Origin of the sequence: Pseudomonas rubra (genome assembly GCF_028656935.1) — a bacterium.
In the GTDB taxonomy this organism is placed as follows: domain Bacteria; phylum Pseudomonadota; class Gammaproteobacteria; order Pseudomonadales; family Pseudomonadaceae; genus Aquipseudomonas; species Aquipseudomonas rubra.
Window position 1 is genome coordinate 124,407 of the sequence record NZ_JAMDGZ010000019.1, and the last position, 14,537, is coordinate 138,943.

A 14,537-nucleotide genomic window follows, 5' to 3' on the forward strand; every position below is an offset into this window, starting at 1 on the left:
ACTTTTTTAGTCGGCATCGCGCGCGCTGTATTTCATGAAACTAATCGTAAAAGTCTTCCCAGAGATCACCATCAAGAGCCGGCCGGTTCGCAAGCGCTTCATCCGTCAACTGGCCCGCAACATCCGCAACGTGCTCAAGGACCTCGATCCTGCGCTCGCGGTTAATGGTGTCTGGGATAACCTCGAAGTGATCACTCACATCGAGGACGAGAAAGTCCTGCGCGAGATGACCGAGCGTCTGACCTGCATGCCGGGCATTGCCCACTTCCTGCAGGTCGACGAATACCCGCTGGGTGACTTCGACGATATCGTCGCCAAGTGCAAGCAGCACTTTGGTCACCTGCTGGCCGGCAAGCGCTTTGCAGTCCGCTGCAAACGCGGCGGTCACCACGATTTCAGCTCGATGGACGTTGACCGCTACGTTGGCAGCCAGTTGCGCCAGCAGTGCGGCGCCGCCGGTATCGATCTGCGTACCCCGGAAGTGGAGGTGCGTATCGAGGTGCGCGACAAGCGCCTGTACGTTATCCACAACCAGCACAAAGGCATCGGCGGCTACCCGCTGGGCGCGCTGGAGCAGACCCTGGTGCTGATGTCCGGCGGTTTCGACTCCACTGTCGCCGCCTATCAGATGATGCGCCGCGGCCTGATGACCCACTTCTGCTTCTTCAACCTTGGCGGCCGTGCCCACGAACTGGGGGTGATGGAAGTCGCCCACTACCTGTGGAAGAAGTACGGCAGCAGCCAGCGCGTGCTGTTCGTCAGCGTGCCGTTCGAAGAAGTGGTCGGCGAGATCCTCGGCAAGGTCGACAACAGCTACATGGGCGTGACCCTCAAGCGCATGATGCTGCGTGCGGCGACCAACATCGCCGACCGCCTGCAGATCGACGCCCTGGTGACCGGTGAAGCCATCTCCCAGGTCTCGAGCCAGACCCTGCCCAACCTTGCGGTGATCGATTCGGCCACCGAGAAGCTGGTACTGCGCCCGCTGCTGGCCAGCCACAAGCAGGACATCATCGACCAGGCCCAGCAGATCGGCACCGCCGAGTTTGCCAAGCACATGCCCGAATACTGCGGCGTGATTTCGGTGAACCCGACCACCTGCGCCAAGCGTCATCGCCTCGACTATGAAGAGAAGCAGTTCGACATGGCGGTGCTCGAGCGCGCCCTGGAGCGCGCCCGCCTGATCTCCATCGACCACGTGATCGATGAACTCAGCGAAGATATTCAGATCGAAGAAGTCAGCCAGGCGCTGGCCGGGCAGGTGGTGATCGACATTCGCCACCCCGATGCCCAGGAAGACCAGCCCCTGGAACTGGACGGCATCGAGGTCAAGGCCTTGCCGTTCTATGCCCTGAACAGTCGCTTCAAGGAGCTGGACGCTACGCGCCAGTACCTGCTGTATTGCGACAAGGGGGTAATGAGTCGCCTGCATGCCCATCATCTGCTCAGTGAGGGACATGCCAATGTGCGCGTTTATCGTCCGACATAAGACGCCGGGGCTATATGGCGGGAGCATCCGCCATCGCCCTCCCGACCTACGGGCCCGTTGAGCGCCATTCATTCATATTGGCCGCCTAGACTGGGCGGCAACCCGAATCCTCTGATCGAGATACACACGTGATCGAAAATCTGCGTAACATCGCCATCATCGCCCACGTTGACCATGGTAAAACCACCCTGGTCGACAAACTCCTGCGTCAGTCCGGCACTCTGGAGCGTAACGAGCTCAACGACGAGCGCGTCATGGACTCCAACGACCAGGAAAAAGAGCGCGGTATTACCATTCTGGCGAAAAACACCGCCATCAACTGGAACGGCTACCACATCAACATCGTCGACACCCCCGGCCACGCCGACTTCGGTGGCGAGGTTGAGCGTGTAATGTCGATGGTTGACTCGGTACTGCTGCTGGTCGACGCCCAAGACGGCCCTATGCCGCAAACCCGTTTTGTGACCAAGAAGGCTTTCGAAGCCGGCCTGCGTCCAATCGTGGTCATCAACAAGGTCGACCGTCCAGGCGCCCGTCCTGACTGGGTTCTGGACCAGATCTTCGACCTGTTCGACAACCTCGGTGCTACCGAAGAACAACTGGACTTCCAGGTTGTATACGCCTCGGCCCTGAACGGCATTGCCGGTCTGGATCACACCGCCATGGCGGAAGACATGACCCCGCTGTACCAAGCGGTCATCGATCACGTTCCGGCTCCAGCCGTTGACCGTGACGGTTCGTTCCAGATGCAAATCTCCGCTCTGGACTACAACAGCTTCCTGGGTGTTATCGGTGTTGGCCGTATCGCACGTGGTCGCGTCAAGCCGAACACTCCAGTTGTGGCTATCTCCGCTGACGGCAAGCGCCGCAACGGTCGTATCCTGAAGCTGATGGGTCACCACGGTCTGCACCGCGTTGACGTTGAAGAAGCACTGGCTGGCGACATCGTCTGCATCAGCGGTTTCGACGAGCTGTTCATCTCCGACACCCTGTGCGACCCGTTGAACGTCGAGGCGATGAAGCCGCTGACCGTTGACGAGCCAACCGTTTCCATGACCTTCCAGGTAAACGACTCGCCATTCTGCGGTAAAGAAGGCAAGTTCGTGACTTCCCGTAACATCAAGGAACGTCTGGACAAAGAGCTGCTGTACAACGTTGCACTGCGCGTTGAAGAAGGCGACTCGGCTGACAAGTTCAAGGTTTCCGGCCGTGGTGAGCTGCACCTCTCGGTACTGATCGAAACCATGCGTCGTGAAGGCTTCGAAATGGCCCTGGGCCGTCCAGAAGTGATCATCCGCGAAGTCGACGGCGTGAAACAAGAACCGTTCGAAAACGTCACCATCGACATCCCTGAAGATTCGCAGGGCAAGGTCATGGAAGAGATGGGTCTGCGTAAAGGCGACCTGACCAACATGGTGCCGGATGGCAAAGGTCGTGTTCGTCTGGAATACAACATCCCTGCTCGCGGTCTGATTGGTTTCCGTAACCAGTTCCTGACCCTGACCAACGGTGCTGGCATCCTGACCTCGATCTTCGATCGCTATGCCCCTGTCAAATCCGGCCACATGTCCGGTCGTCAGAACGGCGTACTGGTTTCGGTTGAAACCGGCAAGGCACTGACCTACTCCCTGGAAACCCTGCAGGCGCGTGGCAAGCTGTTCGTTGAACACGGTCAGGAAATCTACAACGGTCAAATCGTTGGTCAGAACAGCCGTGACAACGACCTGGGCGTCAACCCTACCAAGGGCAAGAAGCTCGACAACATGCGTGCTTCGGGTAAAGACGAAACCATCGCTCTGGTTCCACCTGTTCGCTTCACTCTGGAACAGGCTCTGGAATACATCCAGGAAGACGAGCTGTGCGAAGTCACTCCTAAGTCCATCCGTCTTCGCAAGAAGATCCTGGACGAAAGCGAGCGTACCCGCGCTGCCAAGAAAGCCAAAGCTAACTAAGCTCGGCTGAAATAAAAAAACGCCCCCGGTCGCAAGGCCGGGGGCGTTTTTGTTTGTCTGGTAAAACAATCGCGGGGCAAGCTCGCTCCCACAGGCTCAGCACTGTGGGAGCGGGCTTGCCCCGCGATGATTTCTAGCGGCGCGCTGCCGGTTTTGGGATGTACGCGCAATAACCCGGCCGTGGCCCCACCCGTGGATGGTTGCGGCAGGTGTCCGGACGCGTCTCATAAATGGTGCACAGACGGCTCTTACGGTCCAGATAGAGGCAATCGCCGTTGCTCAACTGAGTCAGGGTGAAAATCCCCGACTTCTGGTTGAAGCGCTGGATGATCCCGTCCTTCTGCAAGCGTTTGGCGATGTTCTTCGGCGGATCGCCTTGCTCGAACTCATCCACTACACCCATGCGGATCAGGTCTTTGATTTTCACTTCTGTTGCTAATGTGCAGCAGGTCGAATTGCAGCCCCCGCACATATGGCTTTGGTACTTCTGCCAGGTCTCCAGTCGGTCGACTTCGGCGGCGGCAATCAGGGTCGGTTTCATCAGGCTCAGGTTTTAGATGTTCTAGTTGGCGCGCGATCATACCGGAGTTGGTCAAAATGTGAACAACCATTTGCCGGTTGCCGCGCCGACGGCTGCCGCTTTTGCACAGAAACTCCAGAACCTGCGCTGTCGCTCTGTGTCGAACGGTCTAGGCTGAGAAATCTCCATCCGCTTTCGTCAACTTGCCCGAGGACGTCGCATGTCTCAGGAACCGCTCGCTCGTGACGCAGAGGTGGCCGCTTTTCGCACCGCTGTGCTGGATAAATTGACCTATGCGGTCGGCAAGGATCCGGAGCACGCCTTTGACCACGACTGGTTCGAAGCCATTGCCCTGGCCGCCCGCGATCATATGGTCGATCACTGGATGGACCACACCCGGCAGATCTACCGCAAAAGCCAGAAGCGCGTGTACTACCTGTCGCTGGAGTTCCTCATCGGCCGCCTGCTGTACGACAGCCTGAGCAACCTGGGCCTGCTGGATGTCGCCCGCGAGGCACTGGACGGGCTCAACGTCGACCTTGAGCGCATCCGTCTGCTGGAGCCTGATGCGGCCCTTGGCAACGGTGGCCTGGGGCGCCTGGCGGCCTGTTTCATGGAGAGCATGTCGACCCTGGGTATTGCCGCCCATGGCTACGGTATTCGTTACGAGCACGGCCTGTTTCGCCAGGCGGTGGTCGATGGCTGGCAGCAGGAGCAGACCGAGAACTGGCTGGACTTTGGCAACCCCTGGGAGTTCGAGCGGGCCGAGGTGATCTATCCGATCAGCTTTGGCGGCAGCGTCGAAACCGTGCACGACACCGAAGGCCAGCCGCGCCAGGTGTGGTGGCCGGCAGAAACCGTGCGCGCGGTGGCCTACGACACGCCGGTGGTCGGCTGGCGCGGCGCCAGCGTCAACACCTTGCGCCTGTGGCGGGCACGGGCGCTGGAAGAGCTGCACCTGGAGCGCTTCAACGCCGGGGACCATCTCGGAGCGGTGGCCGAAGTGGCGCGGGCCGAGAGTATCTCGCGGGTGCTGTACCCGGCCGACAGCACCGAGGCCGGCCAGGAGTTGCGCCTGCGCCAGGAGTACTTTTTTGTTTCTGCCTCGCTGCAGGACTTGCTGCGCCGGCACCTGAACATGCACGACAGCCTGCTCAACCTGCCGCAGCAAGCAGCGATCCAGCTCAACGATACCCACCCTTCGATTGCCGTCGCCGAGCTGATGCGCCTGCTGGTCGATCAGCACGAGGTGCCGTGGGACACCGCCTGGCAACTGACCGTCGAGACCCTGGCCTACACCAACCACACGCTCTTGCCCGAAGCCCTGGAGACCTGGCCGGTGGGCCTGATGGAGCGCATGTTGCCGCGGCACATGCAGATCATCTACCTCATCAACGCCTTTCATATCGATGCCTTGCGCGCCAAGGGCATCCATGACTTTGACGTGCTGCGGGCGGTGTCGCTGATCGAGGAGGACAACGGCCGGCGGGTGCGCATGGGCAACCTGGCGTTCCTCGGCTCGCACAGTGTCAACGGCGTGTCGGCGCTGCACAGCAAGCTGATGCGCAGCACGGTGTTCGCCGAAATGCACAAGCTCTACCCCGAGCGGATCAACAACAAGACCAACGGCATCACCTTCCGTCGCTGGTTGTTCCAGGCCAATCCGCAACTGACCGGCATGCTGGTCGAGTCCCTGGGCGCCGAGGTACTCGATGACCCGCAAGGGCGCTTGCGTGACCTTGAACCGTTTGCCGACAAGGCATCATTCTGCAAGCAGTTCGCCGCCCAGCGCCTGCACAGTAAAAGGGCCCTGGCCAGCCTGATCCAGGAGCGCCTGGGCATCACCCTCAACCCCGAGGCGATGTTCGATGTGCAGGTAAAACGTATCCACGAGTACAAACGCCAGTTGCTCAACCTGCTGCACACCGTGGCCCTGTACCAGGCGATCCGGGCCGAGCCCGGCACCGGCTGGGCGCCACGGGTGAAAATCTTCGCTGGCAAGGCCGCCGCCAGTTATCACCAGGCCAAGCTGATCATCAAACTGAGCAACGATATCGCCAAGGTGGTCAACAACGACCCGACTGTGCGCGGCCTGCTCAAGGTGGTGTTCTTGCCCAACTACAACGTCAGTCTGGCCGAGAGCATCATCCCGGCGGCCGACCTTTCCGAGCAGATTTCCACCGCCGGTTACGAAGCCTCCGGCACCAGCAACATGAAGTTCGGCCTCAATGGCGCGCTGACCATCGGCACCCTGGACGGCGCCAACGTCGAGATGTGCGAGCAGGTGGGGGCCGAGAACATGTTCATCTTCGGCCTGACCTCCCAGCAGGTGGAGGCGCGCAAGCGCAGCGGTGATTTTGGTGCCAGTGCCGCAATCGGCGCCTCCCATCGGCTCAACGATGTGCTCCAGGCCATTCGAGGCGGCGTGTTTTCACCGGATGACCCGGCCCGCTATGTCGGCCTGGTCGATTCGCTGGTGGCCTATGACCGCTTTCTGCTGTGCGCCGATTTCGACGCTTACTGGGAAGCGCAGTTGCGCGTCGAAGCGCTGTGGCAGGAGCCCAAACAGTGGTGGCGCATGGCGGTGCTCAACACCGCGCGCATGGGCTGGTTCTCCTCGGACCGGACCATCCGCGAGTACGCGACCGAAATCTGGAAAGCCCTCGACTAAGCTTCAAGGGCCGGCCCGGGAGGGATGAACTCTCGGGCCGATGTGCCGTCTGATCGGCCAAGCGTGTCTGATTGCTCGCTAGCGCTTCACTCTCCCTGTAAACTGCGTGGGTTTTTACTACCCCCTTCCTTCGGAGCCTTACATGTCCCGCGTTACCCTGAGTCGCTATTTGATTGAGCAGACCCGCAGCAACAGTACCCCTGCCGATCTGCGCTTCCTGATCGAAGTGGTGGCGCGTGCGTGCAAGGAAATCAGCCACAACGTCTCCAAAGGCGCGCTTGGCGGCGTTCTGGGCAGCATGGGCACTGAAAACGTGCAGGGCGAAGTGCAGAAGAAGCTGGACGTGATTTCCAACGACATCCTGCTCGAAGCCAACGAGTGGGGCGGTCACCTGGCCGGCATGGCCTCCGAAGAGATGGACAACGCCTACCAGATCCCGGGCAAATACCCCAAAGGCGCCTACCTGCTGGTCTTCGACCCGCTGGACGGCTCGTCGAACATCGACGTCAACGTCTCGGTCGGCACCATCTTCTCGGTACTGCGCTGCCCGAACGAATACCTGAGCCAGAACGAAAGCCTCAATGAGCAGGCCTTCCTGCAGCCAGGCACCAAGCAGGTTGCCGCCGGTTATGCGATCTACGGCCCGCAGACCATGCTGATCCTGACCCTGGGCAATGGCGTCAAGGGTTTCACCCTGGACCGCGAGCTGGGCAGCTTCGTGCTGACCCACGAGAACATTCAGGTGCCGGAAACCACCGCCGAGTTCGCCATCAACATGTCCAACCAGCGTCACTGGGAAGAGCCTGTGACCCGCTACGTGGGCGAGCTGCTGGCCGGTGAGACCGGTCCGCTGAAAAAGAACTACAACATGCGCTGGATCGCCTCGATGGTTGCCGATGTGCACCGCATCCTCACCCGTGGCGGCCTGTTCATGTACCCGCGCGACGCTCGTGAGCCGTCCAAGCCGGGCAAGCTGCGCCTGATGTACGAAGCCAACCCGATGTCCTTCATCATCGAACAGGCCGGCGGTGCTTCCACCGACGGCAAACAGCGCATCCTCGACATCCAGCCAGAGAGCCTGCACCAGCGTGTGGCGGTGTTCCTGGGCTCCAAGCAGGAAGTCGAGCGCGTTACCGGTTATCACAAGGAGTAAATCATGCTCGCACCTTGGCAGCCGTTGCTGGAGTGGTGGTTTGGCTGGGGCACCAGCCCCCAGGATGTGGCTGACGAGAAGAGCACCTTGTGGTTCGGCAAGCACCACGACGACGAAGCGCGTGAGCGCTTCGGCGACCTGGTCGAACAGGCGTTGGCCGGCGGCCTCGATGAGTGGCTGCAAAGCCCGCAGGGCTGGTTGGGCTTGGTGTTGCTGCTAGACCAGTTGCCACGCATGATCCACCGCGACACGCCGCGCGCCTTCGATGGCGACCGGCGTGCCCAGGTGCTGGTTATGCAGGGCCTGGACAAGGCCTGGGATTACCAGCTTCTGCCAATCCAGCGGGTGTTCATCCTGCTGGTGCTGGAGCATGCCGAGGTGCTGGACTGGCAGAACATCAGCATCGAGCGTTATCAGTTGCTGCTCGATGCCCAGCCCGAAGCCGATCGGCGCTTGTTCGAGGGTTTCCTCGATTACGCCGAGCAGCATCAGCGGGTGATTGCCCGCTTTGGCCGCTTCCCGCATCGCAATCTGTTGCTGAATCGGCCGAGTACCGATGAAGAGATGGATTTTCTGCTGGAACCGGGCTCAAGGTTCTGAGTTGAATTCATCGCGGGGCAAGCCCGCTCCCACAGAGATTTGCATTGCCTGTGGGAGCGGGCTTGCCCCGCGATCAGCTTCACCTCAAATCCTGAAACTGCCCACCAACTGCTTCAACCGATTGGCCTGATTCTCCAGGTCATTGCAGGCGCGCAAGGTTGTCTGCAGGTTCGCTACCCCTTCCTGATTCAGCGTATTGATCTCAGTGATGTCGACATTGATCGACTCGACCACGGCTGTCTGCTCTTCGGTGGCAGTGGCCACCGACTGGTTCATGCCGTCGATTTCGCCAATGCGCATGGTCACGCTGCCCAGCCGATCGCCGGCCTGGTTGGCGATGCCGACGCTGTGCTGGCTGTGGCTCTGGCTTTGGGTCATGGTGCTCACCGCCACCTGGGCGCCGGCCTGCAACTCTTCGATGATGCGCTGGACCTGCTGCGCTGAGTCCTGGGTGCGGTGGGCAAGGTTGCGTACCTCGTCAGCCACTACGGCAAAGCCGCGCCCGGCTTCACCGGCGCGGGCTGCTTCAATGGCGGCATTGAGGGCCAGCAGGTTGGTCTGTTGGGAAATCCCGCTGATCACCTCAAGAATCTGGCCAATGTTGACCGTGTTGGCGTTCAGGGTCTCGATGTTGCTGCATGAGTCGCTGATCTTCTCCGACAGCTGGTTCATCACCTCGATGGTTTGCTCGACCACTTGCTGGCCTTGTTCGGCCAGGTTGCGTGCATCGCTTGAGTGCTGCGAGGCGAGGGCGGCGTTCTGGGCGATTTCCTGAGCGGCGGCGCCCAGTTGGTTAATCGCGGCGGCGACGCTGCTGGTGCGGCTCGACTGCTGGTCGGCATTGTGGATCGAGGCGTTCGAGGCACTGACGACACGCTGGGCCACTTCATTGACCTGGCCGGTGGCCGAGGCCACTTCGCGGATCGACTCGTGAATACGCTCGACGAAGCGGTTGAACGACTGACCGAGGCTGCCGAACTCGTCCTGGCCATGGATGCGCAGGCGTCGGGTCAGGTCGCCTTCACCTTCGGCGATGTCGTGCATGGCCCGACCCATCACATGCAGCGGCTCCATCAGCACGCGAATCAGCAGGCCGAGCAGGGCAATAATGATCAGTACCGCGATGACCGTGGCCACCACTGCAGAGGTGCGCAGTTCGCTGAGCATGGCGAAGGCAAAATCCTGATCAAGCTCCAGCGCCACGTACCAGTCAGCCGAAGGCACGCCGTTGACCTTGGTGAAGGTGATGAACTGCTGGTGGCCGTCACGCTCGGCTTCCTTCAGGCCGCTGCCGACCTGCGGGGTGGCTTGGGGGTAGGCGTCGCTGAGGTTTTTCAGCACCAGGTCGGCTTTGGGGTGCACGAGGATCTTGCCGGCGCCGTTGACGATGAAGGCCTGGCCGTGGCCATCGAAGTTCAGTGCGTTGATGATGGTGCTGATGCTGTCCAGGTCGGTGTCCACGCCGTTGACGCCAATCAGCCGACCCTGGTGCTGTACCGGGGTAGCCAGGGTGATCACCAGCTTGTTGGCGGACACCGAAATGTAGGGTTCGGTGACGATGGTCTGGCCGGCGCCAGTGGCGGCTTTGTACCAGCCGCGAACCCGTGGATCGTAATCGGCGGCGCGATTACCCAGCGGTACCGACTGCATGTAACCGTCCTGGCCACCGAAGTAGGTCAGCAGGAAGTTACCGCCGTATACCGGCAGATTCAGGCTACGCGTCAGGCTGTCTTTGTTGGCGCCATCGACGGCGACCTGCTGGGACAGCGACTGCAAAAGCTGCATGCGGCTTTGCAGCCAGGTCTGGATGTTGCTGCCGGTCAGGCTGCCGAGCTCCTGCATCGAGGCTTCGGTGTTGCTGCGCAGGGTCTGCCGTTGGCGATAGTCGTTGAACAGGATGAAGCAAGTAAAGGCGACAGCAACCACCAGGGCGGCGGCGAGCAGAATCTTGTGGCTGAACTTCAGGTTTTTTGTCATTGCGAGGTCTGTCTGCACAAGGCGGGTCAACGGGACGGGCGCGGCAATCGGTCGCAGCGCCTTCCTATGTCGTCCGTTATGGGCAAAAGATTAATGGCAGAACTGACCAGTCGACCAATGGCGGGGGTTTGACGTCAACAAAGCCTTGGTGCTCGGGAACCGGAGGGGCTTTTTCCCTTCTAAGCTGTCGGTAGGCCATCGTGCCTGCACCCTCATGTCCAGGAGTGACCTTTCATGTCGTTGCGTTCTCTCGCCCTGCTGTCGTTGTGCGTGTTCCTCACTGCGTGCAACAAGATCAACCAGGAAAACTACTCACAGCTCAAGTCTGGCATGACCAAGGTCGAGGTCGAAAAACTGCTGGGCGCGCCGGCCGATTGCTCGGGCGCACTGGGTATGTCCAGCTGCACCTGGGGCGACGAGAAAACCTTCATCAGCATCCAGTACGCCGCCGACAAAGTGCTGATGTATTCCGGGCAGGGCTTGAAATGAAGCGATTGCAACTGCTGCTGGTGCTGTGTGCTGGGTTGATCCTGGGTGGCTGCGCCAGCTCTGGCGCGGGCTCGCTTGCGCCGAAAACGGCCGAGCGGGTCGACCTCAAGCGCTATCAGGGCAAGTGGTATGAATTGGCGCGCTTGCCGATGTATTTCCAGCGTGACTGCGCTCAGTCCGAAGCCCATTACAACTTGAAGCCTGATGGTAGTGTTGGCGTGCTCAACCGTTGCCGCACCCTTGCCGGTGAATGGCAGGAAGCCAGTGGCACGGCCATGGCGCAAGTGCCGGGCAAGACCGACAAGCTCTGGGTAGAGTTCGACAACTGGTTCTCGACCTTGCTGCCGGGGGTTGCCAAGGGCGACTACTGGATCCTCTATGTCGATGACAAATACCAGACCGCGCTGGTTGGCAATCCCGATCGCAAGTATCTGTGGATACTCTCGCGTACCCCGACCATCCCGGCGTTGCAGCGCGAAAGCCTGCTGGCCAAGGCGCGCCAGCAGGGTTATGACACCCAGCGGCTGATCTGGCGGGTGGCGGACAAGGACATGGTTGCGGCTAAGCCCTGATGCCCAAATCGCTGGCAAGCCAGCTCCCACAAGGGCAGTGCAATCCCTGTGGGAGCTGGCTTGCCAGCGATAGTCTCGCCTCGGATTTTGGTCAGCCCAACAGGCTGCGCAACACCCCGGCAAATGCCCGAGCGCTGTCTTCTTCCTGGGCATGACGGCCCTGACGCACGACCCACTGGCCATTGACCATCACATCACGCACCTGACGGTCACCACCGGCAAACAACCAGCGGTTGAGGATACCGTCGCCACTGGCTGTGGCCAGGTACGGGTCATTGCCATCGAGCACCAGCCAGTCCGCACGTTTGCCCACGCTGAGCTCGCCAATGGCTTGTCCCAGCGCCTGGGCGCCGCCGCTCAGGGCGGCGTCGTACAACGTCCGTCCAACCATTGGCTGGTCGCTGCCATACAAGCGGTTGCGCCGCTGGTCGCGCAGTCGCTGGCCGTATTCCAGCCAGCGCAGTTCCTCGACCACGCTCAGCGACACATGGCTGTCGGAGCCGATGCCCAGGCGCCCGCCTTGGGCCAGGTAGTCCACCGCCGGGAAAATACCGTCGCCCAGGTTGGCCTCGGTGGTCAGGCACAGGCCTGCAATTGCGCCGCTGCGGGCCATCAGGGTGACCTCGTCAGGCTCGGCGTGGGTGGCATGCACCAGGCACCAGCGCTGATCGACTTCGGTGTTTTCATACAGCCACTGCAAAGGTCGGCGCCCGCTCCAAGCCAGGCAGTCGTCTACTTCCTTCTGCTGTTCGGCAATGTGGATATGCACCGGGCAGGCCTTGTCGCTGGCGGCCATGACCTGGGCGATCTGTTCTGGCGTGACGGCGCGAAGCGAGTGAAAGCACAGCCCCAGTTGCTGGGCAGGCTGCTTGGCCAGCACTGGCGCCAGCCGCTGCTGAAGTTTGAGGTACTGCTCGGTGCTGTTGATAAAGCGCCGCTGGCCGTCGTTGGGCGTTTGCCCGCCGAAGCCCGCGTGGCTGTAGAGCACGGGCAATAGGGTCAGGCCGATGCCGCTTGCGCGGGCGGCGGCGCTGATACGCAGGGACAGCTCCGCCGGGTCGGCGTAGGCCTGGCCCTGGGTGTCATGGTGAACGTAATGGAATTCTGCGACCGAGGTGTAGCCGGCCTTGAGCATCTCGATGTACAGCTGGCGGGCGATGACCTCCAACTGTTCAGGGCTGATCTTGCCGACCAGGCGGTACATCAGTTCACGCCAGGTCCAGAAGCTGTCATTGGGGTTGCCGGCCACTTCCGCAAGCCCGGCCATGGCGCGCTGGAAGGCGTGCGAGTGCAGGTTGGGCATGCCTGGCAGCAATGGCCCGGCCAGGCGTTCGGCGCCTTCGGCCGAAGCGTTGGCCTGGATACTGGCCAGCAGGCCGTCGGCGCCGACCTCGATTCGGACGTTTTCGGCCCAGCCTGTAGGCAGCAAAGCACGTTCGGCAAAGAAGACGGACATCGGCGTAACACCTCGTTGTGATTATTTGTATATACATATACAGACGTTTGCCTGCTGGGTAAACTCCGGCAAGCTACCGTTCATTCAACCGAACAAGGATATTTTCCGTGCCGACACCTCCTGTCTCCGCGCTGGTTGCCCAGATGGGCGAGGGTCCGGCGCCGCTGTACGCCCGGGTCAAACAAATGATCGCCCAGCAGATCCAGAATGGCAGCTGGCCGCCGCATCATCGGGTGCCGTCTGAGAGCGAGCTGGTCAACCAGTTGGGCTTTAGCCGCATGACTATCAACCGCGCCCTGCGCGAGCTGACCGCCGAAGGTCTGCTGGTGCGCATGCAAGGCGTCGGTACGTTTGTGGCCGAGCCCAAGACCCGTTCAGCCTTGTTCGAGGTCAACAACATAGCCGATGAAATCGCCGCCCGTGGCCACCAGCATACTTGCCAGGTGGTCATTCTCGCCGAAGAGGCCGCCGGCTCCGAGCGCGCCCTGGCCCTGGACATGCGAGAAGGTCAAAGGGTGTTCCACTCGTTGATCGTGCATTACGAGAACGATGTTGCCGTACAAATCGAAGACCGCTTCGTCAACGCCGCCGTGGCGCCCGATTACCTGCGCCAGGACTTCACCCGGCAGACGCCCTACGCCTACCTGTCCCAGGTGGCGCCGCTGACCGAGGGCGAGCATGTGGTCGAAGCGATCCTCGCCGAGCCGGAAGAATGCCGCCTGCTGCAAATCGAACAGGGTGAGCCGTGCCTGCTGATCCGCCGCCGTACCTGGTCGGGTCGTCAGCCGGTGACTGCCGCTCGTCTGATTCATCCCGGATCCCGTCATCGTCTTGAAGGACGCTTCAGCAAATGAGCCAGTTGCAGGTATTACGTGCCAAAGACTATCCCCGCATGCCCTGGAAGAACGGCGGCGGCAGCACCGAAGAAATCACCCGCGATGCCGGCGTCGGCCTGGATGGCTTTGGCTGGCGTCTGTCGATTGCCGACATCAGCGAGTCGGGAGGCTTTTCCAGTTTTGCCGGGTATCAGCGGATCATCACTGTGCTTGAGGGCGAGGGCATGCGCCTGCAGGTTGACGGCCAGCCAACGCGGCCGCTGCTGCCGTTCGATGCCTTTGCTTTCAGCGGCGAAAGCCAGGTCAGTTGCAGTCTGCTCGGCGGCTCGATTCGCGACTTCAACCTGATCTATTCCCCCGAGCGTTACTGTGCCCGCCTGCAGTGGCTCGATGGCAGCCAGCGGGTGTTCAGTTCAGCCTCGACTCTGCTGTTGTTTGCTGTGTCCGCTCAGGTCGAGGTGGCGATGGACGAGGCTGTGCAGTTGCTCGGGCGCCATGACTGCCTGCACCTGGAGGGCAACCAGGGCCTGCGGACCTTGAACATTCAGGGGCGTTGCTGCCTGATCGAGTTGAGTCCGCGCTGACGTTGTTACGCCTCGGCCGCACACGGCGGCCGGGGCTGTTACCGATTGACCCAAAGTGGTGCAACGCCGCTGGTCCCCTTGGCTTGACCGTTCATCTCCCCAGAATTTTTTTATCTCGCCACAGCCCGTGTACTGCGGGGCTCTAGCGCCTGCCTTGGCGGCGCCTTAGCGATGCTGGAGAGGAGTTGGCATTTCAATTGCCTATGCTTGTACATACAAGTAAAGATGTGTTTGTATA

Annotated in this window: 12 protein-coding genes and 1 pseudogene; 9 read left to right on the plus strand and 4 right to left on the minus strand. The window is 61.0% G+C overall.

What is annotated here, in order from left to right:
- The first annotated feature begins 34 nt into the window (after positions 1-34).
- Together thiI and typA are read left to right on the plus strand one after the other, a co-directional pair.
- Positions 35-1,489, plus strand: coding sequence for a tRNA uracil 4-sulfurtransferase ThiI (gene thiI / locus M5G17_RS10095; RefSeq protein ID WP_273892782.1), 1,455 nt, complete (start codon positions 35-37; stop codon positions 1,487-1,489).
- Between the two features lie 128 nt (positions 1,490-1,617).
- Positions 1,618-3,441, plus strand: coding sequence for a translational GTPase TypA (gene typA, locus M5G17_RS10100; protein WP_273892783.1), 1,824 nt, complete (start codon positions 1,618-1,620; stop codon positions 3,439-3,441).
- Between the two features lie 133 nt (positions 3,442-3,574).
- Here typA and M5G17_RS10105 read toward each other — a convergent pair whose 3' ends face one another.
- A complete protein-coding gene (locus M5G17_RS10105; protein ID WP_130262600.1) occupies positions 3,575-3,982 on the minus strand; it encodes a YkgJ family cysteine cluster protein in 408 nt (135 codons plus the stop codon).
- Positions 3,983-4,181: 199 nt separating this feature from the next.
- On the opposite strand from M5G17_RS10105, the gene M5G17_RS10110 reads away from it, so the two are divergent.
- The 3 genes from M5G17_RS10110 to M5G17_RS10120 all read left to right on the plus strand — a co-directional run bounded on the left by M5G17_RS10110 (position 4,182) and on the right by M5G17_RS10120 (position 8,385).
- The gene (locus M5G17_RS10110) at positions 4,182-6,632 is read left to right on the plus strand and encodes a glycogen/starch/alpha-glucan phosphorylase (protein WP_273892784.1); all 2,451 of its coding nucleotides are present in this window, start codon (positions 4,182-4,184) and stop codon (positions 6,630-6,632) included.
- Between the two features lie 142 nt (positions 6,633-6,774).
- Positions 6,775-7,785, plus strand: coding sequence for a class 1 fructose-bisphosphatase (locus tag M5G17_RS10115; protein WP_038997578.1), 1,011 nt, complete (start codon positions 6,775-6,777; stop codon positions 7,783-7,785).
- Between the two features lie 3 nt (positions 7,786-7,788).
- Entirely contained in the window at positions 7,789-8,385 is a 597-nt protein-coding gene (locus M5G17_RS10120; RefSeq protein ID WP_273892785.1) for a DUF924 family protein, read from the plus strand.
- A gap of 84 nt (positions 8,386-8,469) precedes the next feature.
- Here M5G17_RS10120 and M5G17_RS27590 read toward each other — a convergent pair whose 3' ends face one another.
- Together M5G17_RS27590 and M5G17_RS27595 are read right to left on the minus strand one after the other, a co-directional pair.
- Positions 8,470-9,300, minus strand: a complete 831-nt coding sequence (locus tag M5G17_RS27590) for a methyl-accepting chemotaxis protein (protein ID WP_420793372.1) — start codon at positions 9,298-9,300, stop codon at positions 8,470-8,472.
- 24 nt (positions 9,301-9,324) lie between these two features.
- Positions 9,325-10,362 (minus strand): annotated as a pseudogene (locus M5G17_RS27595) (HAMP domain-containing protein); the annotation flags it as partial.
- Positions 10,363-10,596: 234 nt separating this feature from the next.
- Here M5G17_RS27595 and bamE point away from each other — a divergent pair.
- A complete protein-coding gene (gene bamE, locus M5G17_RS10130; protein WP_273892787.1) occupies positions 10,597-10,851 on the plus strand; it encodes an outer membrane protein assembly factor BamE domain-containing protein in 255 nt (84 codons plus the stop codon).
- Positions 10,848-11,423, plus strand: a complete 576-nt coding sequence (locus tag M5G17_RS10135; RefSeq protein WP_273892788.1) for a lipocalin family protein — start codon at positions 10,848-10,850, stop codon at positions 11,421-11,423. The genes bamE and M5G17_RS10135 overlap by 4 nt, the downstream gene beginning before the upstream one ends.
- Positions 11,424-11,514: 91 nt before the next feature.
- Here the strand turns inward: M5G17_RS10135 and M5G17_RS10140 are convergent, their stop codons facing one another.
- Positions 11,515-12,879: a formimidoylglutamate deiminase gene (locus M5G17_RS10140; RefSeq protein ID WP_273892789.1), complete on the minus strand. Its 1,365-nt coding sequence runs from the start codon at positions 12,877-12,879 to the stop codon at positions 11,515-11,517.
- A 143-nt stretch (positions 12,880-13,022) separates the two neighbouring features.
- On the opposite strand from M5G17_RS10140, the gene hutC reads away from it, so the two are divergent.
- On the plus strand, positions 13,023-13,733 hold the full coding sequence (gene hutC / locus M5G17_RS10145; RefSeq protein ID WP_177414056.1) for a histidine utilization repressor: 711 nt from the start codon (positions 13,023-13,025) through the stop codon (positions 13,731-13,733).
- Positions 13,730-14,299 (plus strand): HutD/Ves family protein, encoded by a 570-nt coding sequence (locus M5G17_RS10150; protein ID WP_273892790.1) that lies wholly within the window; start codon positions 13,730-13,732, stop codon positions 14,297-14,299. Before hutC ends, M5G17_RS10150 begins: the two co-directional genes overlap by 4 nt.
- Positions 14,300-14,537 lie beyond the last annotated feature (238 nt).